The sequence below is a fragment of the Rhizobium ecuadorense genome (genome assembly GCF_001187535.1).
GTDB classification, from domain to species: domain Bacteria; phylum Pseudomonadota; class Alphaproteobacteria; order Rhizobiales; family Rhizobiaceae; genus Rhizobium; species Rhizobium ecuadorense.
Window position 1 is genome coordinate 40,626 of record NZ_LFIO01000207.1, and the last position, 25,722, is coordinate 66,347.

Sequence of the window (25,722 nt, forward strand, 5' to 3'; positions counted from 1 at the left end):
ATTTGCTGCATTGTCTCCGGGATGGTTTTGAGCCTAACTTGCAATCATGGGATTTAACCGCATGGATTCGGGAGCTTACCTTGCCAGCCAGCTGGCGAAGGGTTTTGCCCGCTCGCTGCACCAGCGCGCGGTCGGGCTCGGTTTTTCTCCGGGCCAGTTTCCCATTCTGCTGGAACTCTGGGCCGAGGACGGGCTGACCCAGAAACAGCTTCTCGAACGGGTCGATATCGAGCAGGCGACCATGGCGAATACGCTGTCGCGCATGGTCCGCGACGGGCTGATCGAGCGCCGGCCGCATCCATCCGACAAACGCGCGCAACTGCTCTTCCTGACGCCGAAGGCCCGCGCCATGGAGGCCGAGGCGATCGAAACCGCGCGCGAGGCCGACCTTGCGCTGTTTAAAGGTTTTCGGGTTTTCGAGCGCGAGCTGACGCTCGAATATATCCGCCGGCTGCTGGAAAACGCCAAGGCGCTCTGAGCGGCATTATTCGCCCAAGATTATTCGCTGACGAGGCGTGTGCGCCGTCGCGGCGGCATGCCTGTTCCGGTCTGCTCCGGCAGGATGCTTTTGCGAACGGCTGGCTTCATGCTCGGCTCGATATCCGGCTTGCCGAGCAACAGGCCCTGCACCTGCGCGCAGCCTTCCTCGACGACGATCCGGCGCTGCATTTCCGTTTCCACGCCCTCAGTGACGACGGGCATGCCGAGGCTGTGGCCGAGACCGATAATGGCGCGCACGATCGATCGCGCCGCCGCATCATGCTCCAGCACGCCGGTGAAGCTGCGATCGACCTTGATTTTGTCGAAGGGAAACGAGCGCAGATTCGAGAGCGAGGAGTAGCCGGTGCCGAAATCGTCCATGACGATGTGCACCCCCAACTTACGCAGGCGCTGCAGCGTTGCCATCACCCGGTCGCGGTCGCGGATCAGGGCTGTCTCGGTGATCTCGAGTTCCAGCCGATCGGCTGCGAGCCCCGTCTCGGCGAGGACCGCCTCGACCCGCTCACACAGGTTGGGCAGCATGAACTGCACCGGCGAAACATTGACCGCAATCCTCAGCGGCTGCGGCCAGCGCGCGGCCTCCCTGCAGGCCTGCCGCAATATCCATTCGCCGAGCTGAACGATCGATCCGCTTTCCTCGGCGATCGGGATGAAAATGTCGGGCTCGGTCAGGCCGTGGCCCGGCCGGTGCCAGCGCATCAAGGCCTCGTAGCCGCTGATCTCGCCGCTCTGCGCGTTGAGGATCGGCTGATAGCTGACATGGAGTTGGTTGCGGATGATCGCGTGGCGCAGGTCGCTTTCGATCTGCCGGCGGTTGCGCGCCGCTTCGTCCATTTCCGCGTCGAAGAAGCAGGCCCTGCCGCGGCCATCATGCTTGACGCGGTAGAGCGCGGTATCGGCGTTGTTGCAGAGTTCTTCGGCCGTTCGCCCGTCCCTTGGATAGAGCGCGATGCCGAGGCTGACGCCAACGGCTGTGGGGTCACGGGCCGTGTCCATCTCGGCGGCGAATTCGTTGATGATATCAGCCGCAAGCTTTTGCGCCGATGCCGGCTGCTGCCCGGCGGATTGGAGGATGGCGAATTCGTCGCCGCCGAGCCGGGCGATCGTATCGCTCTCGCCGGCCACCCGGCGCAGGATAGCGGCAACCTTGCGGAGAATGCGGTCGCCTTCGGCGTGGCCGAAAATATCATTGACGGCCTTGAACCGGTCGAGGTCGAGACAAAACAGCGCAACTTCGGTGTGCTTGCGTTCCGCCACCTGCAGCGCCTGCCGGATGCGGGTGTCGAACAGCGACCTGTTCGGCAGATCGGTGAGCACGTCGTGGTGGGCGAGATGCTCGATCATCTCCTCGGCCTGCTTGCGCTCGGTGAGATCGCGCACCGCCAGCACCTCGCAATTGCGGCCGCGATAAACGATCCTGCTGGAGTTTGCTTCTACGGCAATCTCTCTGCCGGCGCGGGTGTTCAGCAGCGTCTCGCCGGGCCTGTTCTCCCGGGATCCCTGAACGGCCGTCAGCACATCCGAGGGCGCCTTGCCCGAGAGATCGGCAAGCTTCCAGCCCGATAGGGCCTGGAACCGCTCGTTGACATCGATGATCCGGCCTTCGCGCAGGATCAGCAGTCCTTCCTGCGAGGCGTTGGCCAGTCCGCGCAGATCCGTCAGGTGGCTTTGGACGAAAACCACGGCAAGCGCGACCAGGATAAGAGCCGTTGCCGCCACCACGACGATCGCGGCGAGTACCCGGGTGTCGAGCACCAATGTGGGAACCTGCATGCCAGGATCCGGCACGAGGGTAATGCTGCCCATCGAGATGAAGTGAAGGGTACAGATGGCGAGGACGAAGACCAGCGATGAGGTGAGGAGACGCCTCACGCCCTTCAGATTGAAAAAGATATGGAAGGCGACGCTCGACAGAAGCATTCCGGCGACGACCGCCGTCAGTGTCATCACGGGATCGTAGAGGATGACCGCCTGTGTCTCGATCGCCTGCATGCCGGTCAGGTGCATGGAGGCGATGCCGAGCGCCATCAGCACCCCGCCGCGGATACGGGAAAACCGTCCGGCACGTTGCGAAGCGGCGAGGATCGCCACCCATGAGCCGACCACCGACAGGAAAAAGGAAAGCAGCGTCAGGTCGAGCGCGTAGCTGATCGGCGTGCCGCCGTCATAAGCGAGCATCGCGATGAAATGCGTTGCCCATACGCCGGTGCCGAAGGCAAAGCCCGACGCGCCGATCCAGAGCTTGCGCTGCCCGGCGTCGCACTCCTGGGCACGGGAAAGCAGCAGCATCGCCGCCATGGCGCCAACCAGACAGACCGCGGCCGCCACGATGACCAGGCGCCAATCATGATTGTCGCGAATACAGGCAATGACCGAAAACATCTGCGCGCCCCCCGAACAGCTGATTTTCGGCTGATGCTATTTAGGTTGTGCTAATTAACTGTAAATTGAATTAGATCTTTCTTTATTATCGTGCGGCGCCCCTCCACGAGACTTCATCCATGTCGTTTCAGCCGCTTTGCACCCTGCCGATTTTTACCTTTTCCGCCTCGCCTGCTTTCCTGGTTTGGTCTATCGTCCCGCCAAATTTCGAAAGGGAGTCGAAAATGGCCGACATACAACCGGTTCTTTCGCGTGCGGACCAGAATCTTTCATCGAGCCTCGAAAAGCTTTTCGAGCTGCTGCGCATCCAGTCGATTTCCACCGATCCCGCCTATAAGGCCGAATGCCGCAAGGCTGCCGAATGGCTCGTCAGCTATCTCGAAACGCTCGGCTTCGAAGCCTCGGTTCGCGACACGCCCGGCCATCCGATGGTCGTCGCCCACCATGCCGGCGCGTCCACCGGCGCGCCGCACGTTCTGTTCTACGGCCATTACGACGTTCAGCCGGTCGACCCGATCGAGCTTTGGGAAAACGATCCCTTCGAGCCGACGATCAAGGATGTCGGCGACGGCCGCAAGATCCTGACCGGCCGCGGCACCTCCGACGACAAGGGCCAGTTGATGACTTTCCTCGAGGCCTGCCGCGCCTACAAGGAGATCAACGGCGCGCTTCCCTGCCGCGTCACCATTCTCTTCGAAGGCGAGGAAGAATCCGGCTCGCCGTCGCTGAAGCCCTTCCTCGAAGCCAATGCCGCCGAGCTCAAGGCCGATTATGCGCTGGTCTGCGATACCGGCATGTGGGACCGCGACACGCCGGCGATCGCCGCGGCATTGCGCGGTCTTGTCGGCGAGGAAGTCACCGTGACGGCTGCCGACCGCGACCTGCATTCCGGTCTCTTCGGGGGCGCTGCGGCCAATCCGATCCACATCCTCGTCGAGGCTCTCGCCGGTCTGCATGACGAGACGGGCCGCATCACGCTCGAAGGTTTCTACAACGGCGTCGAGGAAACCCCTGAGAACATCAAGGCGTCATGGGAGACGCTCGGGAAGACTGCCGAGAACTTCCTCGGCGAAGTCGGCCTTTCCATTCCCTCAGGCGAAAAGGGCCGGTCGGTACTGGAACTCACCTGGGCGCGGCCGACCGCCGAAATCAACGGCATCTGGGGCGGATATACCGGCGAGGGTTTCAAGACGGTGATCGCCGCCAAGGCTTCGGCGAAGATTTCGTTCCGCCTCGTCGGCACGCAGGATCCGGCCGCCATCCGCGAGGCTTTCCGCAGCTATATGCGTTCGAAGATTCCCGCCGACTGCTCGGTCGAGTTCCACCCACACGGCGGCTCGCCGGCGATCCACCTCTCCTATGATTCGCCGGTTCTGACCAAGGCGAAAGGTGCGCTCTCCGACGAGTGGCCGAAACCCGCCATCGTCATCGGCATGGGCGGGTCGATCCCGATCGTCGGCGATTTCCAGAAGATGCTCGGCATGGAATCGCTGCTCGTCGGCTTCGGCCTCAGCGATGACCGCATCCATTCGCCGAACGAGAAATACGAGCTTGTCTCCTACCACAAGGGTATCCGCTCCTGGGTGCGGATTCTTCAGGCGCTTGCTGCCTGAACGAAACGGCGTGCCAGATCGTAGTAACAAAAAGGCCGGTTGAAACCGGCCTTTCGTCATCCGCTCGCTCAGTGCCAGTTCATCCGTGGTCAAGGAGAAGCAGGTATTGCAATGAGACTGCCTCCGAAAGGTTAACGGATCGTTAACGGCGCGCGGGATCGCCGGGTTATCGGAAGCATCGCACGACCTAAAGGCATTGGCAGCAATTTCCGCGTTCAAGCTGCGTTCATCGCGGGCCGCATATAAGTCATTGAAAGACAAGGCGAATGATAACGCTCTCGCACGTGCGGACGATCGCTCGACCTTTTCGTTTTCAGACTGAAGATGCCAGGCAAGTGCAGCCAGGCGCTGCCCCAAATGCGCCTACAAGGAGTGAGAAAACGTGAAAAATCTGTTTGCTAAAATCGCCGTGGCCGGCCTGTTCATGCTGACGCCTGTGATCGCGCAGGCTGCCGAAGGCTATTCGACGGCGAACGTCAACATGCGCGCGGGTCCGAGCACCCGCTATCCCGCCGTCGCGGTCATACCCGCCGGCTCTTCCGTCGAGATCCGCGGCTGCCTTTCCGATCTCAACTGGTGCGACGTGGAGTTCTACGGCGGCCGCGGCTGGGTCTCCGGCCAATATGTGCAGGCCCTCTATCAGCAGCGCCGCATCTATGTCGGTCCGCAATATTATCGTCCGCTCGGCATTCCGGTCATCCGCTTCAGTGTCGACAATTACTGGGATCGTTACTACCGCAACCGCGATTTCTATCGGGAGCGCGACCGCTGGAGCCGCGGCCCGGACTACTATTATCGCGACCGCGACAATCGGGACCGTGACAGAGATCGCGATAATCGGGATCGGGATAATCGCGATCGGGATGGGCGAGATCGCGATCGGAACTGGCGCGACGGAGATCGCAACCGCGACGGCGACCGGGATTGGCGCGATCGGGATCGCGACAGAGACTGGCGCAACCGAAATGGCGACCAGGACGGACGCGACGGCAATCGACGGGACGACCGGAGAGATGGGGATCGCAGACCCGATCGCAGGAATTTCGATTGCCGGCCCGGCGATCCCTCCTGCGACCAATGAGATGGGTAGGGGCAGCGGCAGCGCCGTCCCTTTCGGCTTGCCCGGCCACCGGCGGGCAGTCAAGAAAAAGCCCGGCGCTCCCATGAGGGGAGGCACCGGGCCTGATGTCGATCGGCGCGTGTTGAGGGGAGACGGCCGATCCGGGCGCGGGACGTGAGGGGTTGTCCCGCTTCATCCTAAACCATCACGGAGCCTATTGGTTCCACCGACCAGACAGAAGATGTGCGGCGGGGTGCCAATAGCAGCTCGCGCATGTCCGCGTAACGCATCTTCAGCCAGCCTCCTCGCCCCTCCCGGAGATCCCCGACAATTTGATGTGAAGGCATCGCGATGCCCTTGTGCTGCGGGATTCTTTGTTGCACTTTCGCGATGTTGCGGATCGATTTTGATCCGTTCGAGGCTGGACCCTGATGACGCAAGACTACCTGGCTTTCCCAAGGCTTTTCGGCGCTCGGGCAGCCGTTATTGATGTTACCGTCTGGCATAAACACAACCCACTCCTTCCTGTGCGACTTATCGATGGGGCAAGCCTCAACCCTTCCGGCCAGATCTGGCGTCGCTTTCATCTGGGTGCGTGGGAATATAAGCAGGACCCGGAAACGCTCGAGGATTACGAGGCCCGTCAGTTCTGAGCGCCAATGAATGTTGTCCAAAAGTGCGCAGCGGTTTTGGGACAACGATAGTGATAAATCAAAGACTTAAAGCGCGTTGCATGCAACCGGATTGACGCGACGCGCTTTGTCGGCGTGTTCTGCTTTCCATCGTTAACACCCCGTTAAATCGCCGCATTTACAGTTCAGTCGGGTGGCGGCGCCTGCAAAAGTGCCGTTGTGCGAAGTCACGCTTCGCGATCGAACATGGGGTGTGACCGGTCGGCGATGGCAGGCAGAGGCAGATCAGGCGACAGAATAGAACCGTCCTTCAGCGGCCGCCCGGCGCGCGACGATGACGAGTTTTCGCTCGATGCCGATGACCGCATTGCCGGAAGCCGATCTGCGCGGCGCGGCGGCTCCAAGCCGCCGCAGCGTGCCGCCCCCCGGCGCCGGCGCGAGCCGCGGGAACGCGAAGGCGGCGGCTTTTTCGGCTTCCTGCGCCGGGTGATCTACTGGTGCGTCGTGCTGTTCATCTGGGCCGGCATCGGCGTGGCCGGGCTCGTGGTCTATTATGGCTCGCGCATGCCGAGCGCCAGCACATGGGCGATCCCGGAACGACCGCCGAACGTCAAGATCACCGCCGTCGACGGCAGCGTTATCGCCAATCGCGGCGCCACCGGCGGCGAGGCGCTGTCGCTCGAAAACATGTCGCCTTACATTCCGGAAGCCGTCATCGCCATCGAGGACCGGCGTTTCTATTCGCATTTCGGCGTCGACCCGCTCGGCCTCGGCCGGGCGATCGTGACCAATTTCACGGCCGGCCACATGGTGCAGGGCGGTTCGACGCTGACGCAGCAGCTCGCCAAGAACCTCTTCCTGTCGCCCGAAAGAACGCTGGAACGCAAGGTGCAGGAGGTGCTGCTCTCGCTCTGGCTGGAGCAGAAATACACCAAGGACCAGATCCTTGCCATGTATCTCAACCGGGTGTTCTTCGGATCGAACGCCTATGGCGTCGAGGCGGCGTCACGGCGCTATTTCAACAAATCGGCGCGTGACGTGAATCTCGGTGAGGCCGCGGTGCTCGCCGGCCTGCTCAAGGCGCCGTCGCGGCTTTCGCCGGCCCGCGACCCCGATGCCGCCAATGCGCGCGCCCAACTCGTGCTTGCGGCAATGCGCGAACAGGGCTTCATCACCGATTCCGAAGTCAAGACCGCGATGTCGCAGACCCCGGCTTCGGCCAAGAGCTATTGGTCGGGCGCCGGGCACTATGTCGCCGACATGGTGATGGACGAGCTGCCGGGCCTGATCGGCGACGTCAAGGAAGACGTCATCGTCGATACGACCATCGACAAGTCGCTGGAAAGGAAGGCCGAGCAATCGCTGGTCGACGTGCTCGACAAGGAGGGCGGAAAGCTCGACGCCTCGCAGGCGGCGCTCGTCTCGATCGACGGCACCGGGGCAATCCGGGCGCTCGTCGGCGGCAGGGATTATGCGACGAGCCAGTTCAACCGCGCCGTCAAGGCCAAACGCCAGCCGGGCTCCTCGTTCAAGCCCTTCGTCTATGCCGCCGCACTCGAAAAGGGACTGACGCCCTTTTCGGTGTTCAACGACGCGCCGATCCGCATCGGCGACTGGACGCCCGAGAATTACGAGAAGAAATACAATGGCGAGGTGACGCTGGCGACCGCACTCGCCAAGTCGCTGAACACGGTGGCCGCCCAGCTGGTGATGTATGACGGGCCGGATCAGGTGATCAAGCTTGCCCATCGGCTCGGAATCGAAAGCGAGCTGCAGCCGAACGCCTCGATCGCGCTCGGCACTTCGGAAGTGTCGCTGATGGAACTCACCGCCTCCTATGCCGCCTTCATGAATGGCGGCTACAAGGCGACCCCGCACGTCATCCGCCGGGTAACGACCGCCGAGGGCAAGGTTCTTTACGAAAATACCTATGACAGCCCGCCGCGCGTGCTGTCCGAGCAGATCGTCGCCGAGATGGATGCGATGATGATGGGCGTCATCGACAACGGCACCGGCAAGAGCGCCAAGATCCCCGGCTGGCAGGCGGCGGGAAAGACCGGCACGACGCAGAATTCGCGCGACGCGCTCTTCGTCGGCTTCACCAGCAACCTGACCACCGGCGTCTGGTTCGGCAATGACGACGGCAAACCGATGAAGAAGGTCACCGGCGGCGGTCTTCCGGCCAAAGCCTGGAAGGAATTCATGATCGCCGCCCATAAGGGACTTTCGCCGGCACCGCTGTTCGGCAACGGCCAGTTGATCGACGATCCCAATGGGCAGCCGATGGCGCAGGCAGCACCCGGCGATGGGCAGTTAGGCAACGGGCAACCGATGACGGCGGAGGCGCCGCCTTCGACGATCGGCGGCATTATTTCCGGCGTCTTCGGCGGCGGCGACAACGCAAACCGCTATCCGCAGGCGCCTGTCCGGCAACAAAGCGCGACATCAGGCAACGGGCCGGTTCCTCCAGGCGACATTGCCGAAGGCGGCGGTTCCGGCTACGACGGCATGGTGCCGCCTGGCGATGTCGGGGGGCCGCAGTCGACCTCTTCCGTCCAGCCGCGGCGCACGACCCTGCTCGATCTGATCATGGGCCAGTGAGATCTTTTGCTGCATGGCCTGCGCAAGCCGGATGCGCTAGAAATCTTCCGCTTTCCGGACGGCGGGCGAGCTCGTTCGCGGCGACTGTAAAAATTGAATGCAACACATTCGTTTTGCTGGATTCCGGGCCATTTCCCGCCTTGCAGTCCAGAAAACCGCTCCTTATATACGCCGCATCACCGCAATCACGATTGCGTAATCTTAAGTAGACCCATCCCGTAAGGGGCTGTCAGGGAATGCCTTCTCGGGGTTCAGACAGCTTGCTTCAAGGAGAGAATGACATGGCAAAAGTAATTGGTATCGACCTTGGAACGACGAATTCCTGCGTCGCAGTCATGGACGGCAAGGACGCGAAGGTTATCGAGAATGCGGAAGGTGCGCGTACGACCCCTTCCATGGTGGCCTTTTCCGAGGATGGCGAACGCCTCGTCGGCCAGCCGGCCAAGCGCCAGGCGGTCACCAACCCGACGAACACGCTCTTTGCGGTCAAGCGCCTGATCGGCCGCCGCTATGAAGATCCGACCGTCGAGAAGGACAAGCACCTCGTTCCCTTCACCATCGTCAAGGGCGACAATGGCGACGCCTGGGTCGAAGCCAATGGCAAGGGCTACTCGCCCGCACAGATTTCCGCGATGATCCTTCAGAAGATGAAGGAAACGGCCGAATCCTATCTCGGCGAAAAGGTCGAGAAGGCCGTCATCACCGTTCCCGCCTACTTCAACGACGCGCAGCGCCAGGCAACCAAGGATGCCGGCCGGATCGCCGGTCTTGAAGTGCTGCGCATCATCAACGAGCCGACCGCTGCCGCACTCGCCTACGGCCTCGACAAAAAAGAAGGCAAGACGATTGCCGTCTACGACCTTGGCGGCGGCACCTTCGATATTTCGATCCTCGAGATCGGCGACGGTGTGTTCGAAGTGAAGTCCACCAACGGCGATACGTTCCTCGGCGGTGAAGACTTCGACATGCGTCTCGTCGAATATCTCGTCGGCGAATTCAAGCGGGACAACGGCATCGACCTGAAGAACGACAAGCTGGCCCTGCAGCGCCTCAAGGAAGCTGCCGAAAAGGCCAAGATCGAGCTTTCGTCCTCGCAGCAAACCGAAATCAACCTGCCGTTCATCACGGCTGACGCCTCCGGCCCGAAGCACCTGACGCTGAAGCTGACCCGCGCCAAGCTCGAAAGCCTGGTCGACGACCTCGTCCAGCGCACGATCGCGCCGTGCAAGGCAGCCCTCAAGGATGCTGGCGTCACCGCGGCCGAAATCGACGAAGTGGTTCTCGTCGGCGGCATGAGCCGCATGCCGAAGGTCCAGGAAGTCGTCAAGCAGCTGTTCGGCAAGGAGCCGCACAAGGGCGTCAACCCGGATGAAGTGGTCGCACTCGGCGCCGCCATCCAGGCCGGCGTTCTGCAGGGCGACGTCAAGGACGTGCTGCTGCTCGACGTAACCCCGCTGTCGCTCGGCATCGAGACGCTCGGTGGTGTCTTCACCCGCCTGATCGAACGCAACACGACGATCCCGACGAAGAAGAGCCAGACCTTCTCGACCGCCGAAGACAACCAGCAGGCCGTGACCATTCGCGTTTCGCAGGGCGAGCGTGAAATGGCTGCCGACAACAAGCTGCTCGGCCAGTTCGATCTTGTCGGTCTGCCGCCTTCGCCGCGCGGCATGCCGCAGATCGAAGTCACCTTCGACATCGACGCCAACGGCATCGTGCAGGTTTCGGCCAAGGACAAGGGCACCGGCAAGGAACAGCAGATCCGCATCCAGGCTTCCGGCGGTCTTTCCGACGCCGACATCGAGAAGATGGTGAAGGACGCCGAAGCCCATGCCACCGAGGACAAGAAGCGCCGTGAGGCCGTCGAAGCCCGGAACCAGGCCGAAAGCCTGATCCACTCCACGGAGAAGTCGCTGAAGGATTACGGCGACAAGGTTTCCGAGGCTGACCGCACCGCGATCTCGGATGCGATCGCCGCGCTGAAGACGGCTTCGGAAGCAACCGAGCCGGAGGCCGACGACATCAAGGCCAAGACCCAGACGCTCATGGAAGTGTCGATGAAGCTCGGCCAGGCGATCTATGAAGCGCAGCAGGCCGAAGGCGGCGCTGCCGGCGATGCCTCTGCGGAAGGCGGCGACAATGTCGTCGATGCCGACTACGAGGAAATCAAGGACGACGACCGTAAAAAGTCCGCGTAATCCGCGACGGCGTGGTTATGCTTCAACACCTGATCCGGCTGCTCACCATGGCAGCCGGAAATCCATTTCCGGGGTTTAATCCTTAATGGCAAAAGCGGACTTTTACGAAACTCTGGGTGTAGCCAAGACGGCGGATGAGAAAGAGCTGAAGAGCGCCTTCCGCAAGCTGGCGATGAAATTTCATCCGGACAAGAACCCGGATGACAAGGACGCCGAACGCAAGTTCAAGGAAATCAACGAAGCCTACGAGATGCTCAAGGACCCGCAAAAGCGGGCGGCCTATGATCGTTATGGCCATGCGGCTTTCGAGCATGGCGGCATGGGCGGCGGTGGCGGCGGCGGATTTGCCGGCGGCGGCTTCTCCGACATCTTCGAGGATATCTTCGGCGAGATGATGGGCGGCGGACGGGCGCGCCAACGCTCGTCGGGCGGCCGCGAACGCGGCGCCGACCTTCGCTACAATATGGAAATCACGCTGGAAGAGGCTTTCTCCGGCAAGACGGCGCAGATCCGTGTTCCCACCTCGATCACCTGCGACGTCTGTTCGGGTTCGGGCGCCAAGCCCGGCACACAGCCGAAGAATTGCGGCACCTGCCAGGGAAGCGGGCGCGTGCGCGCCGCGCAGGGCTTCTTCTCGATCGAGCGGACCTGCCCGACCTGCCACGGCCGCGGCCAGATCATTCCCGATCCCTGCCCGAAATGCCACGGCCAGGGCCGGGTGACGGAAGAGCGTTCGCTCTCGGTCAATATTCCTGCCGGCATCGAGGACGGCACGCGCATCCGCCTGCAGGGCGAAGGCGAAGCCGGCGCCCGCGGCGGACCGGCAGGCGACCTCTATATCTTCCTGTCGGTGAAGCCGCATGAATTCTACCAGCGCGACGGCGCCGATCTGTATTGCGCCGTTCCGATCTCGATGACGACGGCAGCTCTCGGCGGCACCTTCGACGTGGCGACGCTCGACGGCACCAAATCGCGCGTCAGCGTGCCCGAGGGCACGCAGGCCGGAAAACAGTTCCGCCTGAAGAGCAAGGGCATGCCGGTGCTGCGTTCGGCGCAGACAGGCGATCTCTACATCCAGATCCAGATCGAGACACCGCAAAAGCTGACCAAGCGCCAGCGCGAGCTGCTCCAGGAATTCGAACAGCTTTCCTCCAAGGAGAACAATCCCGAATCGACGGGATTCTTCGCCCGGATGAAGGAATTCTTCGAAGGCTGAACCGCGATCGATAGATCCATCTCGAAAGCCGGGGACGGAAACGTCTCCGGCTTCTTCGGTTCCAACAGTCCCGTTTCGGCACAGCCACCATTCGCATCGAGGAATTTGTCCCGGATCGGCACGACGGCTGAGCGGAACATGACTTGCATTAACGCAGCCCAATGATGCCGCTTGCAAGTTTTCCAAATGAATTCAGTCTCTGCCGTCAGCGCATAACCCCGAAGATCGGAATCGATATCCGGAAAGGATTATGCGGGCAATCAAGGTGATAAAGCGTCCTGAGAGGCGCGGGAACAACCAAACCGAGGGTATCTGCCATGGCGCCAGCCTTTACCTCCCAGTCCGAAGACGTCGACGTTCTCGCCGGCGCCATCTATACATGGTGCGCCGAGCGCAACATCAAGCTTCGCAGCCAGCAGGGGCTTTCCATCGCCAGTATTGCGATCGACCTTTATCATGCCGGCCACCAGACGCAGGACGACCTGCTGATGGCACTGCACGAATGCGAGATTCACTAAAAGGCAGCGCCGACCTTGAAGGCGCCTATCCGGCTCCGGCGAGATCAGGCGGCGCTATCGGCCGTTTCGCCACTCATGATCGTCAGGATGGTCTTGACCGCTTCCTTGCCCGCCGTCGAGTTCAGTCTGTCGTAGGTCAGTGCAAGCGCATAGGCGTCAGGGCTGAGTTCGATACGGCTGCCGAATTGCGATATGCCGGTTCCTTCGAAAAGAGCGGCGATGTCGACATCGAGAAACATCGCGATCTGATGCAGCTTGCTGGCGGAAACGCGGTTCGTCCCTTTTTCGTATTTCTGGATCTGCTGGAAAGTCAGTCCGAGTGCTTCGCCAAGCTCGAGCTGGGACACACGGCGAAGGGCGCGAAACTGTCTTACGTTGCGACCAACGATAATATCAACCGGATCTGGCACTTCATCACTCTCTGATACATAAACACTTCGTTTACCATATCGTTTTTGCAGGATAACTCAACCCTACAGTTGCAAAATTCAACCGGGTTTTTTTGACTTTACGTAACGTCAGCCGCCCCGGGCGATTGTGGCAAAACCTCGAATATGCGGGGCTCGCAGACGCTGGAAAAGGCGGCCGGCCCCAGCGCCTCGGCAACATTGGAGCATCCGTCTCCAGGTTGTATTTTTAACGGGAATTCGGTCCCGCGCAGTATCATGCCTGAAGCTGATCCCTACCGAACCGGCGGCACCAGCGATCACGGCAGCAAAACTTGCCGAGCCTTGCCATCAACGCCGCTTAGGCTTAGCTGTCACGCTTCACGATTCCGGACATTCGATGCCGCACAAGGTTTCTCTTTCCCGTCTGAAGCTGACAGACTTCCGCAATTATGCGGCGGCGGCCCTTGCCCTTGACGGCCGGCACGCCGTGCTGACGGGAGACAACGGCGCCGGCAAGACCAATCTGATGGAGGCGGTCTCGCTGCTGTCGCCGGGCCGCGGCCTACGCCGGGCCGCCTATGGCGACATTACCCGCGTCGGCGCGGCCGGCGGTTTTTCGATCTTCGCCGCGCTTGACGGCATGGAAGGCGAAGTCGAAATCGGCACCGGTGTCGAAACGGGCGAGGAGACCACCGTCCGCAGGCTGCGAATCAACAGCACCCCGGCCAAGACCGCCGACGAATTGACCGACCATCTGCGGCTTCTCTGGCTGACACCGGCGATGGACGGCCTCTTTACCGGCGCCTCCTCCGACCGGCGCCGCTTTCTCGACCGGCTGGTGCTGTCGCTCGATCCCGCCCATGGCCGCCGCGCCAGCGATTTCGAGCGCGCCATGCGCAGCCGCAACAAATTGCTGGATGAAGGCCGCTTCGACCCCTCCTGGCTTGCCGGCATCGAGGAACAGATGGCGAGCCTCGGCATCGCCATGGCGCTTGCCCGGCAGGAAATGCTCGGTCTGCTGACCCGGCTGATCGAGGAGACGCGCGAAAGCTCGCCCTTCCCTTCGGCATCGCTGCAGCTCTCGGGCTTTATGGACGGCCAGTTTTCGCGCCCCTCGGTCGACCTCGAAGACGACTACGCGGCCATGCTTTCAGAGAGCCGCTACCGCGATGCCGGCGCAGGGCGGACGCTGGAGGGGCCGCACCGGGCCGATCTCATCGTGCATCACCGGGAAAAGGCGATGGAGGCGGAACGTTGCTCCACCGGCGAGCAGAAAGCGCTGCTTGTCGGCATGGTGCTTGCGCATGCGCGCCTCGTCGGCAATCTCACCGGCCATGCGCCGATTCTGCTGCTCGACGAGATCGCCGCCCATCTCGACGAGGGCCGCCGCGCCGCGCTGTTCGACCTCATCGACGGGCTCGGCGGCCAGGCCTTCATGACCGGAACGGATCGCGCGATGTTTTCGGCGCTCGGCGACAGGGCGCAGTTCTTCACGGTGGCCGAGGGAAGGGTGTTCGAATGAGCGAGGCGGCTTTTCCCAGCGCCTGGCGCCATGATAATATCGGCGCCATGGAACCGCTCAGCCCTGATGAAATCGCCCGATATCACCGACACATTCTGCTTCCCGAGATCGGTGGCGCCGGCCAGCAAAGGCTGAAGGCCGCCCGCGTGCTGGTGATCGGCGCAGGCGGTCTCGGCGCGCCAGTCCTGCAATATCTGGCCGCGGCCGGGATCGGCACGCTCGGTATCGTCGACGACGACCGGGTGTCGCTGTCGAACCTGCAGCGCCAGGTGATCCATGATTCCGGCACAATCGGCGAATTGAAGACGGAAAGTGCCGCCTTCGCCATCGCCAGGCTCAATCCGCATGTCCGGCTGATCCGCTTCGAGGAACGTTTTTCCGCGGAGACGGCCTGCCGGCAACTGTCCGGCTTCGATCTGCTGATCGACGGCTCCGACAATTTCGACACGCGTTATGCCGCCGCGGATGCGGCCGAGGAAGCACGCATGCCGCTCGTCAGCGGCGCCGTCGGGCGTTTCGATGGCTCGCTGACGGTTCTCAAGCCCTATGAGAACGCCGAGGACGGGACGCCCAACCCTTGTTATCGCGACCTGTTTCCGGAAGCGCCGCCGGCGGGGCTGATTCCAGCCTGCGCCGAGGCCGGCATCATCGGCGCGCTGACCGGCGTCATCGGCACGATGATGGCGATGGAGGCGATCAAGCTCGTCACCGGCAGCGGTGAACCGCTGATCGGACGGTTGCTGCTCTATGACGCGCTCAAGGCCCGGTTCGACACTGTCCGCTACAAAAGACGCCGCACGACACCAAGACAGGCCGGATGACGATTATTCCTCTTGATCAGAGTTTCACATGCTGGGACGAACTGCTCGCGCTCATCCTCGCCTCCTTCGCTTCGATGAACGGCAGGATCGATCCGCCATCCTCGGCGCTCGCGCTGACGGCGGCGTCGCTGGCCGAAAAGGCCAGGGCCGAGATCGGCCATGTCGCCGTCGACGGCGAAAAGCTGATCGGCTGTCTGTTCCTGCGGCCGGAGGCCGATTGCCTCTATGTCGGCAAGCTCGCCGTTTTGCCCGGGCTGCAGGGCAAGGGCCTCGGCAAGCAGCTATTGGCGATTGCCGAACAGACGGCCGAAAGGCTCGGCCTTCCCGCTTTGCGGCTGGAAACGCGCATCGAGCTCACCGACAATCACCCCGTCTTTGCCGCCTGGGGATTTTTGAGAACCGCCGAAAAAGCGCATCCCGGCTTTGCCAGAACGACGTTCGTCGAGATGCGCAAGAGCCTTGCGCCTCGCATCCAGGCCGCCTGACTCCAGCTCGGCTTCAGCGGCCGGGCAGCACCCGGTTCGGCGGCCTGTGGCCGTCGATGAAGGTGCGGATGTTGATAATCACCTTGTCGCCCATATCGATGCGGCCTTCTATCGTCGCCGAGCTCATATGCGGCAGCAGCACGACTTTGCCCTCATTGGCGAGCTTGACGAGCCTCGGATTGACGGCAGGCTCGTTTTCGAAGACGTCGAGACCGGCGCCGGCGATCCGGCCCTCCCTCAGAGATTTGATCAGCGCAGCTTCATCGACCACATCGCCGCGCGCGGTGTTGACGAGATAGGCGGTCGGCTGCAGCAGCGCCAACCGGCGCGCCGAGATCAGGTGGAAGGTCGCCGGCGTCGACGGACAATTGACCGAGACGATGTCGACGCGGGCGAGCATCTGGTCGAGGCTTTCCCAATAGGTCGCCTCCAGTTCGTCCTCGACGGCCGGATTGACGCGCTTGCGGTTGTGGTAGTGGATCGACAGGCCGAAAGCCTTGGCGCGGCGGGCGACCGCCGTGCCGATGCGGCCCATGCCGACGATGCCGATGCGCTTGCCGTGAATGCGCCGGCCGAGCATCCAGGTGGGGGACCAGCCGGCCCATTCGCCCGGCTTGTCCGTCAGCACGCGGGCGCCTTCGCCGAGCCTTCTCGGAACCGCGAGAATGAGCGCCATGGTCATATCGGCGGTATCCTCGGTCAGGACGTTCGGCGTGTTGGTGACGGTGATGCCCTTGCGCGCCGCCGCCTCGACGTCGATATGGTCGGTGCCGTTGGAGAAGCTCGCAATCAGCTTCATCTGCGGCCCGGCCTGATCGATCAGCGCCGCGTCGATGCGGTCGGTGACGGTTGGCACCAGCACGTCGGCGGTCTTGACCGCGGCGATGAGCTCGGGAACGGAACGCGGCGCGTCGTCGATATTCAGCTCGGCGTCGAAGAGCTCGCGCATGCGGGTTTCGACGGCATCGGGCAGCTTGCGGGTGATGTAGACCTTCGGTTTTTTCTTCGCTGTCATGGCTGGCTGTGGTGCCTTGTTCAGAGGTCTTTAACCAAGAGGGGTGATAATTTTCCCATCCGGGCATTTTCTACCAGACCCGCACGCGAAGACAAACAAAACTCGCGGTGCAGCCGTGGGAATGTCAGAGCCCGGACCGCGAGCAGGCCGGGCCTGCCCGCGAATTCGAGCAAACGGAAACTTCCATGCGCAGCAAAGTCCTGAAGTCCTGCCTTGCCCTTGCCATCGCTCTGGCTGCATCCATGGGAACGGTCGAATTCGCCCATGCGCAGGCCGCCAAGGGGCCGAGCGGGCTGCCATTGCCGCGTTTCGTCACACTGAAATCCAAGCGCGTCAACCTGCGCATCGGCCCGGGAACGGATTATGCCGTTTCGTGGATGTACCTGAAATCCGGCCTGCCGGTGGAGATCATCCAGGAATACGACAATTGGCGCCGCATCCGTGATGCCGACGGCACCGAAGGCTGGGTGAACCAGTCGCTGCTGTCAGGCCAGCGCGCGGCGATCGCCGCCCCGTGGATGAAGACGAAGGCCAAGGGCGTTTTCGTCAATCTGCGCCGCGAGGCGCAACCCTCCGCATCGATCGTTGCCAAGCTGGAACCCGGGGTGATGCTGACGATCGGCGAGTGCAACGGCGACTGGTGCCGTGCCGAGACCGACGGCGCCTCCGGTTGGGTGGCGCAGTCGGAAATCTGGGGTGCCTATCCCGGCGAAGCCTTTAAATAAGCCCCGCCTGCCCGGCAGCTTCGGACAGCGAGGTCATCGGGCGCGGACCGATCTGCTGGATGACGATGCCGGCGGCGAGGCAGCCGAGCTTGCCGCAATCCTCGAGAGAGCGGCCCTGCGTGTAGCCGTAGAGGAAGCCGGAGGCGAAGAGATCGCCGGCACCCGTCGTATCCACGACCTCCCTGATCCTGATCGCATCGACGTAATAACGCTCGCGGCCCTTCAGGATGACGGCACCATCCTCGCTCATCGTCACCGCGGCGATCTTGCAATCGGCGGCCATCCTGTTCAGCGCCTCTTCGAAATCGTCGGTTTCGTAGAGCGACAGCGCTTCCTGGCGATTGGCGAAGACGATATCGATCTTGCCGGAGCGCATCAGATCGAGGAATTCACCGCGATAACGGCCGACGCAGAAACTGTCGGACAGCGTCATCGACACTTCTCGGCCGTTTTCATGGGCGATGCGGGCACAATCGAGGATCGCTTCCTTGGCGCGCGGCGGATCCCAGAGGTAACCTTCGAAATAGGTGACCTTGGCGTCTGCCACGACATCGGCCTCGACGTCCTCGGGCCCGAGTTCGACGCAGGCGCCGAGATAGGTGTTCATCGACCGCTCGCCGTCCTCGGTGACGAAGATCATCGAACGCGCCGTTGGCGGAAAGGTGCCCTTGGGCTTCGTCTGGTAGTGAACGCCCTGGGCGCGAATGTCGTGGGTGAAGATGTCGCCGAGCTGATCGGCAGCGACATTGCCGAAATAGGCAGCCTTGCCGCCGAGGTTCGCAACGCCGGCCGCCGTATTGCCGGCGCTGCCGCCGGAGGCTTCGAGCGCCGGCCCCATGCGCGAATACAAGAGTTCGGCCCGTTCGGCATCGATGAGGTTCATCGCCGCCTTGGTGATCTGGTTGTCAATGAGGAACTGGTCGTCGCAACGGGCAATAATGTCCACGATTGCGTTGCCGACTGTCAGAACATCGAATCTTGTCATGAAATGGGGAGTCCCGGATTTGTGATAGCCGGGGTTTGGTCTTAGCGAAATTTCCGCGGTTTGGAAGGATAAATGGTGGATGGCGCGGCTATTTCTTCGCAAAACTGCCGCCCATTCGTCATGCCCCTGTCATTTTCCAAATCTAGAAATGGTCGCAAGAAGACCGGCATGAGCAGCTTTCAGTTGCGGTCGGACGCACGAGGGATGATCCCCTCGATCTTACCGGCGCGATGCTGACCACGGATGAACTGGCAGTTTTGCGATCGGATATCCGGCAAGGCCGGAGCGGAAAAGCGGGCTGTGCCCGCTTTTTTTGTTTCTCGGATGCCGCCGGATCGGCGGCGATTGCCTTTTCAATCCAAGCCGTTTGCTGCTACTGCATAAGGAATTCAAAGTGCTGCTGCGTCCTTACGCGTCTCACGAGAGGCGCGGCGCCGTAGCGGTCTATCCTCCCCACAAAGCAGCCTCCCTCATGTCAGCCATCATTCTCGACGTTCTTCCCATCTTCATCCTGATCCTCATTGGCTGGCTGATCGTCCGCAGCGGCTTGATGGCATCGAATGTCGGCGAAGCGCTCAGCGAATTCGTCTTCAAGATCGCCGTGCCGCTCTTACTCTTCCGCACGATCGCCGAGGCGGATTTCCATGGCGCCTCGCCTTTCCGGCTGTGGATCGTCTATTTCTCAGGCGTTGCCATCACCTGGGCGACCGCACATATCGCCGCCACACGCCTCTTCGGTCGTGACGAACGGATCGGCGTGCTGGCCGGCGTTTCCTCGGCTTTCGCCAATAATATCTTCATCGGCCTGCCGCTCGTCGAGCGCACCGTCGGCGATGAAGGGTTGGTGGCGCTGTCGATCCTGCTTGCCGTGCATCTGCCGGTGATGATGGTCGCCGGCACGGTGCTGATGGAGCATGCCGAGCGCAAGATCGCCGGGAAAAGCGATCGCAGCATGGTGCTGGTGCTTCGCCAGATCGCCGTCAATCTCGTGCGCAATCCGCTGGTGATCGGGCTTGCGGGCGGCATGGCCATGCATCTTTCCGGTCTCACCATGCCGGTAACGCTGGAAACTGTCGTCAAGCAGATCGCCGGCATTGCCGGTCCCGCGGCGCTGATCTCGCTCGGCATGGCACTGGAGAAATACGGCATCTCAGGCAATCTCGGCATTGCCAGCGTCACATCGAGCCTGAAGCTGCTGCTGCTGCCCGGCTGCGTCTGGGCGGCGAGCCATCTCCTCGGCCTCAGCCCCGAATGGACGGCGGCAATCGTGCTGACCTCCTCGGTGCCCACAGGCGTCAACGCCTGGCTGATCGCCAATCGATTCGGCGTCGGCCATAGCATTGCCGCCTCGACGATCACCGTCACGACGGCGCTCGGCGCCATCACGGTCTCGCTCTGGGCCTATTTCCTGGGTGCCTGAAAAACACTCCGCACAGCAAAAGCCCGGCTTCGCGGGCCGGGCTCTGTATGAAATGCGATTATACCGTCCGCGTCACTGCGTCGCGGTCTTCGGGTCCGGCAGCGGCACCGGCGAATCGGCCAGCGTGTGCAGGTAGAGAATGACGTTGGCGCGGTCCTGATCCTTCGCCAGACCGGCAAAGCCCATGGCGGTGCCGGGAACGTCCTTCTTCGGCGCCAGCAGGAACTTGTTGAGGAATTCGAAAGTCCACTTTTCGCTGCTGCCCTTGGAGAAATCCTTCATGGCAGCGGAATAGGCAAAGCCCTCATGCGAGGCGATCGGGCGATCTACGACACCAAAGAGGTTGGGACCGACCTTGTTCGGTCCCCCTTTGGTGCCGTCATGACAGGCCTGACACTTCTTGAAGACCGTTTCACCGGCCTTGGCATCGGCAGAAGCGAGCAATTGCGCGATCGGAACGGCAGCAGCGGCAGGCGCAGCTTCGCCACCGGCGGCGGGCGCCTCTTCGGCAACGATCGCGAAACCTTCCTTTTCCGGCGCTTCGGAATGGAAGATCCCTTCGGACGCGATGGAGACCGACATCAGAACGAAAATCGTTCCGAGCAGCGCCCCCACGGCCGTATTGACGTATGAATTCATCTGCAATGCTCCCCTTGCAGCCGGCAGACCATAACCGGACCATCTTGAAATCGCGCGGAACCTATGTCTTTTGGCTGATCGTTGCAACTGTCTAAATGGTCTTGTGCGTGAGACTTTTTGACACTTTTCAGCCCGGAATAGAAGGCCCGACCAATGAGTGATTCAAATTTAGACGGCGTGCTCGTATTGATCCCGGCGCGCATGGCCTCCACCCGGCTTCCGGGCAAGCCGCTCGCCGATATTTGCGGGCTGCCGATGATCGTTCAGGTGGCGCTGCGCGCCAAAGAAGCAGCCATCGGCCGCGTCGTCGTCGCCGTCGACGACACCCGGGTGTTCGATGCGGTTTCTGCCGCCGGCTTCGAAGTCGTCATGACCAGCAGCGATCATCAATCGGGTTCCGATCGGATCTTCGAGGCGCTGCAGAAAGTCGATCCAGCCGGCAAGGCGAAATTCATCGTCAACGTCCAGGGCGATCTGCCGACGATCGATCCGGAAACCGTTCGCGCGGCTTTGCGCCCTCTCGAGAACGAAGCGGTCGATATCGGCACGCTGACGACCGAAATCGACAATGAAGCGGATAAAACCGCGCCGCACATCGTCAAGGTCGTCGGTTCGCCGGTTTCCGACACGCGCCTGCGCGGGCTCTATTTCACGCGGGCGACCGCACCTTACGGCAAGGGTCCGCTCTATCACCATATCGGCCTTTACGCCTATCGGCGCGCAGCACTCGAGCGGTTCGTATCGCTCGGGCCTTCGACACTCGAAAGGCGCGAATCGCTGGAGCAGTTGCGGGCGCTGGAGGCCGGAATGCGCATCGACGCCGAGATCGTTGACACGGTTCCGCTCGGTGTCGATACTCCCGCCGACCTCGAAATAGCGCGGCGCATTCTCTCCGCAAAGTCGAACTGACGGGACCATCATGAACATCAAGACCAACAGGATCGCCTTCCAGGGCGAATTCGGCGCCAATTCCGACATGGCCAGCCGGGACATGTTTCCGACCATGGAGCCGCTGCCCTGCCAGACTTTCGAGGACGCGTTCACGGCGGTCGACAATGGCGACGCCGATATCGGCATGATCCCGATCGAGAATACGATCGCCGGGCGCGTCGCCGACATCCACCATTTGCTGCCCGAATCGCGCCTGCACATCATCGGCGAGTATTTCATGCCGATCCGCTTCCAGCTGATGGTGCTGCCTGGGGTCACCAAGGACGAGATCCGCACGGTGCACAGCCATATCCACGCGCTCGGCCAGTGCCGCAAGATTGTCCGCGCCAACGGCTGGAAGCCCGTCATCGCCGGCGATACAGCCGGCGCGGCAAAGCTCGTGAAGGAAACCGGCGATCGTTCGATGGCGGCGCTCGCGCCGCGTCTTGCCGCCGATCTCTACGGGCTGGAGATCATCGCCGAAAATGTCGAGGATACCGAAAACAACGTCACCCGCTTCGTCGTGCTGTCGCGGGACGAGGAATGGGCGCAACGGAATTCGGCTGAGGAAAAGGTCGTCACCACCTTCGTCTTCAACGTCCGCAACATTCCGGCCGCGCTCTACAAGGCGCTCGGCGGGTTCGCCACCAACAATATCAACATGACGAAGCTGGAAAGCTATCAGCTCGGCGGACGATTCGTGGCGACACAGTTCTACGCCGATATCGAAGGCCATCCGAACGATCCGAACGTGCGCCGGGCATTGGAAGAGCTGCGGTTCTTCTCCGAGAAGGTGCGCATCCTCGGTGTCTACAAGGGACATCCGATGCGCGGCCTGCTTTAACAAGCCCCGCATCAGTCATATTATCTATCCGGCTCACAGACGCGCAGCCGATGCCCATCCGGATCGAGTACGACGAAGGTCGGGCCGAAATCCAGTTCGGTCAGCTCCTGGGCGATCGGCAGGCCGCGGCCGCGCCAATCGTCATAATGCCGGGCGACGGCATTTTCCCCCGTCACCATGAAGGCCACTTCGCCGCGGTTGCCGATGGCGGAGGGCTGCGGCTCGACCTTGCTGCGCCGCCAGAGGCCGAGGGTGAAGCCGCCGTCGAGCGGAAAGGCAACGAAATTCGGCGCCTCGACGGCTGGTTCGCGGTTCAGGAGGTTGCGATAGAAGCCGGCGCTTTCGCCCGGGTCCTTGACGTAGAGGATAATCAGATTGGGGCTGGTCATTTTGGTTCTCCCGTTTATGTGAAATGGTGAGGGCGAGGCCCCGCTGCTGCCACTGAATGGCAGCAGGACGTGGGAGGCTCGGCGACTGCGGCGCCTCGTTTCCGTCGGGCCGAAGATCAATGGTAATGAAGTAACTTAGAGCGGAAAACGATCCTCGCGGCGCGGGCCGCGCCCGTCCATGAAGCCGAGGTCACGCTTCAAGGAATCCGGTGTCGATTCAAGATCGAGTTTCGGACGGCCTCCCCTGGGATTCCGAAGAAAGCCCATGACCAGTCGCAGCAAGCCGGAGCGCGCCGATTGGCGGGCGTCGGCAAAAGTTTCGGCTGAAATCACATCGGCAAAGGTCTCAGTGGTAAAACGGTCGTTGGCGAAATGGATGGCGGGAGGCGTTGCCATGATCAGTACTCCTTCCCTAGCGCATCGACACGATGCGCGGAACCTTGGATGCTACAGCGACCTTTGCGCGTCCAAAGACGCGCGGCGCTGTAGTGGATTGGTCCTGATCATAACCCCGACTGCTGACAGTTTATGGCAGCAGCGTTTCAGTTCTCGAGCGGCACGTCCTGCTCGCGCCATTCCTTCAGAAGAACCGTGCGGCGGCGCGGATAACGCACCTCATGCAGCGTCATGTCGATGATGCGGTCGGTGCGGAAATGGCGGAAGTCCTGGCGCAACTCGCACCAGGCCATGAGGACGCGGACATGCTCGAAATAGCCGAGTGCGAAAGGCCAGACCCGGCGGCGCGAGATCCGGCCCTGCTCGTCGCCATAATGCAGTTCGAGAATACGCTCCAGGCGGATCGCCCGGCGGATGGCCGAAACGTCGGCCTTGTCCTCGTCCCGGCGTTTCGGGCCGACGAAAAGGGCGGCCGAATCGATCATTTCCCGCATATCGGCCGGCAGCACGGCGGCAATCTTGGCCAGCGCATCGGCGCCGGCGCCGGCCAGGCGCGGCTCGGCGGCGCGCGCGACCCACCGCGAACCGAGGACCAGCGCCTCCAGCTCCTCTTCGGAAAACATCATCGGCGGCAGCATGAAGCCCGGCTTCAGCACATAACCGATGCCGGCTTCGCCTTCGATCATCGCTCCCTGGGCCTGCAGGCTGGCAATGTCGCGATAGAGCGTGCGCAGGCTGACGCCGGTTTCCTCGGCAAGCACGATGCCGGTCACCGGCCGCCGGTAACGCCGAAGCGTCTGGAGCAGCGTCAGCAGCCGTTCCGAGCGCGCCACCGGCATGGTGCTAGCGCTTCCACTCCACCCAGTCGCGCATCAGGCGGTGGGCAATCGCCCCTTTCGGCGGCGAGGCCTTGCCTGTCGCGCTCGGGCGTTCCAGCATTTCGATGGTTTCCTCGCGGGTGAACCAGCGGCAATCTTCCAGCTCCGTCTCGTCGCGGGTGATTTCGGTGGATTTGGCCTCGGCGTAACAGCCGATCATCAGCGAATGCGGCATCGGCCAGGGCTGCGAGGCGTGGTAGCGGATGCGGCCGGTGCGGATGCCCGATTCCTCCAGCGTTTCGCGGCGCACGGCGTTCTCGATGGTCTCGCCGGGTTCGAGGAAGCCGGCCAGACAGGAATACATGCCAGGCGCAAAATGCGGACTGCGGCCGAGCAGGCAGAGGTCGCGGCTTTCGTCGATCGTCAGCATGATGACGACGGGGTCAGTACGGGGGAAGATCATGTGCTCGCAGGCGGCGCAGACCCGCTTGTAGCCGCCGATGTGGATCTCCATCGCCGAGCCGCAGCGGCCGCAGAAGCGGTTGTCGCCATTCCAGCGGATGAGGCTTGCGGCCTGGGCGAATTCACCGAGCAGCACCTCGTCGATCAGCATTTCGCGAAACAAAGTGCGGCCGTCGGCAGGCTTGTAATGACTGGCGAGATCGTCGACGTCGATGCCGACGGGAACGGCAAGCCGCGGCTCGCCTGATTTGCGGTAGCCGAGAAGCACGGTCTCGTCCCAATCCGGCTGCAATTCCTGCAGCTCGTAGCGGGCAAAGAGCGGATCGAGCACCTGGCCGTCATGCTTCAGCACCAGCCTGTCTCTGGCGAAGGCGAAGATATGCGTGCCGTCCCTCGCCAGCGCCTTTTCGACGGAGTGTTCGTCGCGATGCTCGGAATCGCGATTGAGGTCATTGGCGGCAAAAGCCGTGAGATTGCTGGGTTCGGGATGCGGCACATCCGAATCGAAAAGCGAATGACTCATGATGAAAGGGCTTCCCGCAGCTTCGCTATGAATTCGTCTCTCTTTCCGTCCTCGTAGGGTTCCGCGCGCCCGAATCCCCAGACGGGACCCGGCCAATTGGCGTCGCCTTCGAAGCGGGCAATGATATGAACATGAAGCTGGCGGACGATATTGCCAAGAGCCCCGACATTGATTTTTGCAGCACCAGTAATCTCTTTGAGCGCTTTGGCGACGAGGTCCGTCTCGAAGGCGAGCAGCACCTGGTCGAGCGGCGTCAGCTCGAAGATCTCGGTGATGTCGGCCCGGCGCGGCACCAGAATGAGCCAGGGCCAGCGGGCATCCCTCGACAATCTGAGATCACAGAGGCCGGTGACCATGACGCTGGTGCTGTCGTTTTCCAGCCGGGGGTCGAGCACGAAACCGTCCAAAGGGCATTCCTCCCATGTTTTCCAACGACTAGCAGTTTTTTCGCATGTTGGCTTGCTTTTGATGACGATATTGCCGATATGTGCATCCGGGAGGTTGGTGGTGGACGAGCCACTCGCCAACCGGGTCAGGTCCGGAAGGAAGCAGCCCTAACGAGCCCGGCACGGGTCATCGTGCCAGCCTCCCACCTTCTCTCCACGAAGTGCCCGACGATCCGGGCGACAAGCAGGGCG

Annotated in this window: 25 protein-coding genes and 1 other RNA gene; 16 read left to right on the forward strand and 10 right to left on the reverse strand. The window is 62.1% G+C overall.

Going from position 1 to position 25,722, the window contains the following annotated elements:
* The first annotated feature begins 61 nt into the window (after positions 1–61).
* Positions 62–478, forward strand: coding sequence for a MarR family winged helix-turn-helix transcriptional regulator (locus AF337_RS04950; RefSeq protein WP_003583451.1), 417 nt, complete (start codon positions 62–64; stop codon positions 476–478).
* 20 nt (positions 479–498) lie between these two features.
* Here AF337_RS04950 and AF337_RS04955 read toward each other — a convergent pair whose 3' ends face one another.
* Positions 499–2,883, reverse strand: coding sequence for a bifunctional diguanylate cyclase/phosphodiesterase (locus tag AF337_RS04955; RefSeq protein ID WP_049731241.1), 2,385 nt, complete (start codon positions 2,881–2,883; stop codon positions 499–501).
* 224 nt (positions 2,884–3,107) lie between these two features.
* Here AF337_RS04955 and AF337_RS04960 point away from each other — a divergent pair, with 224 nt between their 5' ends.
* From AF337_RS04960 to AF337_RS04990, 7 genes are all read left to right on the forward strand, one after another.
* Entirely contained in the window at positions 3,108–4,496 is a 1,389-nt protein-coding gene (locus tag AF337_RS04960; RefSeq protein ID WP_049731345.1) for a dipeptidase, read from the forward strand.
* Positions 4,497–4,878: 382 nt separating this feature from the next.
* Positions 4,879–5,577, forward strand: a complete 699-nt coding sequence (locus AF337_RS04965; RefSeq protein WP_049731242.1) for an SH3 domain-containing protein — start codon at positions 4,879–4,881, stop codon at positions 5,575–5,577.
* Between the two features lie 410 nt (positions 5,578–5,987).
* Complete coding sequence (locus AF337_RS39735; RefSeq protein ID WP_082336749.1) at positions 5,988–6,209, forward strand: hypothetical protein; 222 nt, start codon at positions 5,988–5,990, stop codon at positions 6,207–6,209.
* A 246-nt stretch (positions 6,210–6,455) separates the two neighbouring features.
* A complete protein-coding gene (locus AF337_RS04975) occupies positions 6,456–8,789 on the forward strand; it encodes a transglycosylase domain-containing protein (RefSeq protein WP_049731244.1) in 2,334 nt (777 codons plus the stop codon).
* A 281-nt stretch (positions 8,790–9,070) separates the two neighbouring features.
* Positions 9,071–10,987, forward strand: coding sequence for a molecular chaperone DnaK (dnaK, locus tag AF337_RS04980; RefSeq protein ID WP_049731245.1), 1,917 nt, complete (start codon positions 9,071–9,073; stop codon positions 10,985–10,987).
* Between the two features lie 85 nt (positions 10,988–11,072).
* Positions 11,073–12,203 carry a molecular chaperone DnaJ gene (gene dnaJ, locus AF337_RS04985; RefSeq protein ID WP_012559503.1) on the forward strand — a complete coding sequence of 377 codons (1,131 nt, stop codon included), beginning with the start codon at positions 11,073–11,075 and terminating at the stop codon, positions 12,201–12,203.
* A 317-nt stretch (positions 12,204–12,520) separates the two neighbouring features.
* Positions 12,521–12,721 (forward strand): hypothetical protein, encoded by a 201-nt coding sequence (locus tag AF337_RS04990; RefSeq protein ID WP_049731246.1) that lies wholly within the window; start codon positions 12,521–12,523, stop codon positions 12,719–12,721.
* A gap of 44 nt (positions 12,722–12,765) precedes the next feature.
* Here AF337_RS04990 and AF337_RS04995 read toward each other — a convergent pair whose 3' ends face one another.
* Entirely contained in the window at positions 12,766–13,131 is a 366-nt protein-coding gene (locus AF337_RS04995; RefSeq protein WP_049731247.1) for a helix-turn-helix domain-containing protein, read from the reverse strand.
* A 376-nt stretch (positions 13,132–13,507) separates the two neighbouring features.
* On the opposite strand from AF337_RS04995, the gene recF reads away from it, so the two are divergent.
* The 3 genes from recF to AF337_RS05010 are packed head-to-tail and all read left to right on the forward strand — an operon-like array spanning position 13,508 to position 15,938.
* On the forward strand, positions 13,508–14,632 hold the full coding sequence (gene recF, locus AF337_RS05000) for a DNA replication/repair protein RecF (RefSeq protein ID WP_049731248.1): 1,125 nt from the start codon (positions 13,508–13,510) through the stop codon (positions 14,630–14,632).
* Positions 14,629–15,453, forward strand: coding sequence for a molybdopterin-synthase adenylyltransferase MoeB (locus tag AF337_RS05005; protein WP_049731249.1), 825 nt, complete (start codon positions 14,629–14,631; stop codon positions 15,451–15,453). The genes recF and AF337_RS05005 overlap by 4 nt, the downstream gene beginning before the upstream one ends.
* On the forward strand, positions 15,450–15,938 hold the full coding sequence (locus AF337_RS05010) for a GNAT family N-acetyltransferase (protein ID WP_049731250.1): 489 nt from the start codon (positions 15,450–15,452) through the stop codon (positions 15,936–15,938). Before AF337_RS05005 ends, AF337_RS05010 begins: the two co-directional genes overlap by 4 nt.
* Positions 15,939–15,951: 13 nt before the next feature.
* Here the strand turns inward: AF337_RS05010 and AF337_RS05015 are convergent, their stop codons facing one another.
* Positions 15,952–16,953, reverse strand: coding sequence for a 2-hydroxyacid dehydrogenase (locus tag AF337_RS05015; protein WP_049731251.1), 1,002 nt, complete (start codon positions 16,951–16,953; stop codon positions 15,952–15,954).
* Positions 16,954–17,138: 185 nt separating this feature from the next.
* On the opposite strand from AF337_RS05015, the gene AF337_RS05020 reads away from it, so the two are divergent.
* Complete coding sequence (locus AF337_RS05020) at positions 17,139–17,678, forward strand: SH3 domain-containing protein (RefSeq protein ID WP_049731252.1); 540 nt, start codon at positions 17,139–17,141, stop codon at positions 17,676–17,678.
* Here the strand turns inward: AF337_RS05020 and AF337_RS05025 are convergent.
* Positions 17,671–18,663, reverse strand: a complete 993-nt coding sequence (locus AF337_RS05025; protein ID WP_049731253.1) for an adenosine kinase — start codon at positions 18,661–18,663, stop codon at positions 17,671–17,673. The two genes, AF337_RS05020 and AF337_RS05025, sit on opposite strands and share 8 nt — an antisense overlap.
* Before the next feature lie 472 nt (positions 18,664–19,135).
* Here AF337_RS05025 and AF337_RS05030 point away from each other — a divergent pair, with 472 nt between their 5' ends.
* Positions 19,136–20,083, forward strand: a complete 948-nt coding sequence (locus tag AF337_RS05030; RefSeq protein ID WP_049731346.1) for an AEC family transporter — start codon at positions 19,136–19,138, stop codon at positions 20,081–20,083.
* Positions 20,084–20,155: 72 nt separating this feature from the next.
* Here the strand turns inward: AF337_RS05030 and AF337_RS05035 are convergent, their stop codons facing one another.
* On the reverse strand, positions 20,156–20,722 hold the full coding sequence (locus tag AF337_RS05035; protein WP_049731254.1) for a c-type cytochrome: 567 nt from the start codon (positions 20,720–20,722) through the stop codon (positions 20,156–20,158).
* Positions 20,723–20,875: 153 nt separating this feature from the next.
* Between AF337_RS05035 and AF337_RS05040 the strand changes: the two genes are divergently transcribed.
* Together AF337_RS05040 and AF337_RS05045 are read left to right on the forward strand one after the other, a co-directional pair.
* Positions 20,876–21,631, forward strand: coding sequence for a 3-deoxy-manno-octulosonate cytidylyltransferase (locus AF337_RS05040; RefSeq protein ID WP_049731255.1), 756 nt, complete (start codon positions 20,876–20,878; stop codon positions 21,629–21,631).
* 10 nt (positions 21,632–21,641) lie between these two features.
* Positions 21,642–22,496: a prephenate dehydratase gene (locus AF337_RS05045; protein WP_049731256.1), complete on the forward strand. Its 855-nt coding sequence runs from the start codon at positions 21,642–21,644 to the stop codon at positions 22,494–22,496.
* A gap of 20 nt (positions 22,497–22,516) precedes the next feature.
* On the opposite strand, the gene AF337_RS05050 is transcribed toward AF337_RS05045, so the two are convergent.
* From AF337_RS05050 to AF337_RS05070, 5 genes are all read right to left on the reverse strand, one after another.
* Positions 22,517–22,885: a VOC family protein gene (locus tag AF337_RS05050; RefSeq protein ID WP_049731257.1), complete on the reverse strand. Its 369-nt coding sequence runs from the start codon at positions 22,883–22,885 to the stop codon at positions 22,517–22,519.
* A 135-nt stretch (positions 22,886–23,020) separates the two neighbouring features.
* Positions 23,021–23,281, reverse strand: coding sequence for a hypothetical protein (locus AF337_RS05055; protein WP_049731258.1), 261 nt, complete (start codon positions 23,279–23,281; stop codon positions 23,021–23,023).
* A gap of 146 nt (positions 23,282–23,427) precedes the next feature.
* The gene (locus AF337_RS05060) at positions 23,428–24,120 is read right to left on the reverse strand and encodes a helix-turn-helix transcriptional regulator (RefSeq protein ID WP_049731259.1); all 693 of its coding nucleotides are present in this window, start codon (positions 24,118–24,120) and stop codon (positions 23,428–23,430) included.
* A 4-nt stretch (positions 24,121–24,124) separates the two neighbouring features.
* Positions 24,125–25,084, reverse strand: coding sequence for an NAD(+) diphosphatase (gene nudC / locus AF337_RS05065; RefSeq protein WP_049731260.1), 960 nt, complete (start codon positions 25,082–25,084; stop codon positions 24,125–24,127).
* The gene (locus AF337_RS05070) at positions 25,081–25,491 is read right to left on the reverse strand and encodes an HIT domain-containing protein (protein WP_049731261.1); all 411 of its coding nucleotides are present in this window, start codon (positions 25,489–25,491) and stop codon (positions 25,081–25,083) included. The genes nudC and AF337_RS05070 overlap by 4 nt, the downstream gene beginning before the upstream one ends.
* Before the next feature lie 89 nt (positions 25,492–25,580).
* On the opposite strand from AF337_RS05070, the gene ffs reads away from it, so the two are divergent.
* An RNA gene (gene ffs / locus AF337_RS39280) (signal recognition particle sRNA small type) lies at positions 25,581–25,677 on the forward strand.
* The last annotated feature ends 45 nt before the right edge of the window (positions 25,678–25,722 follow it).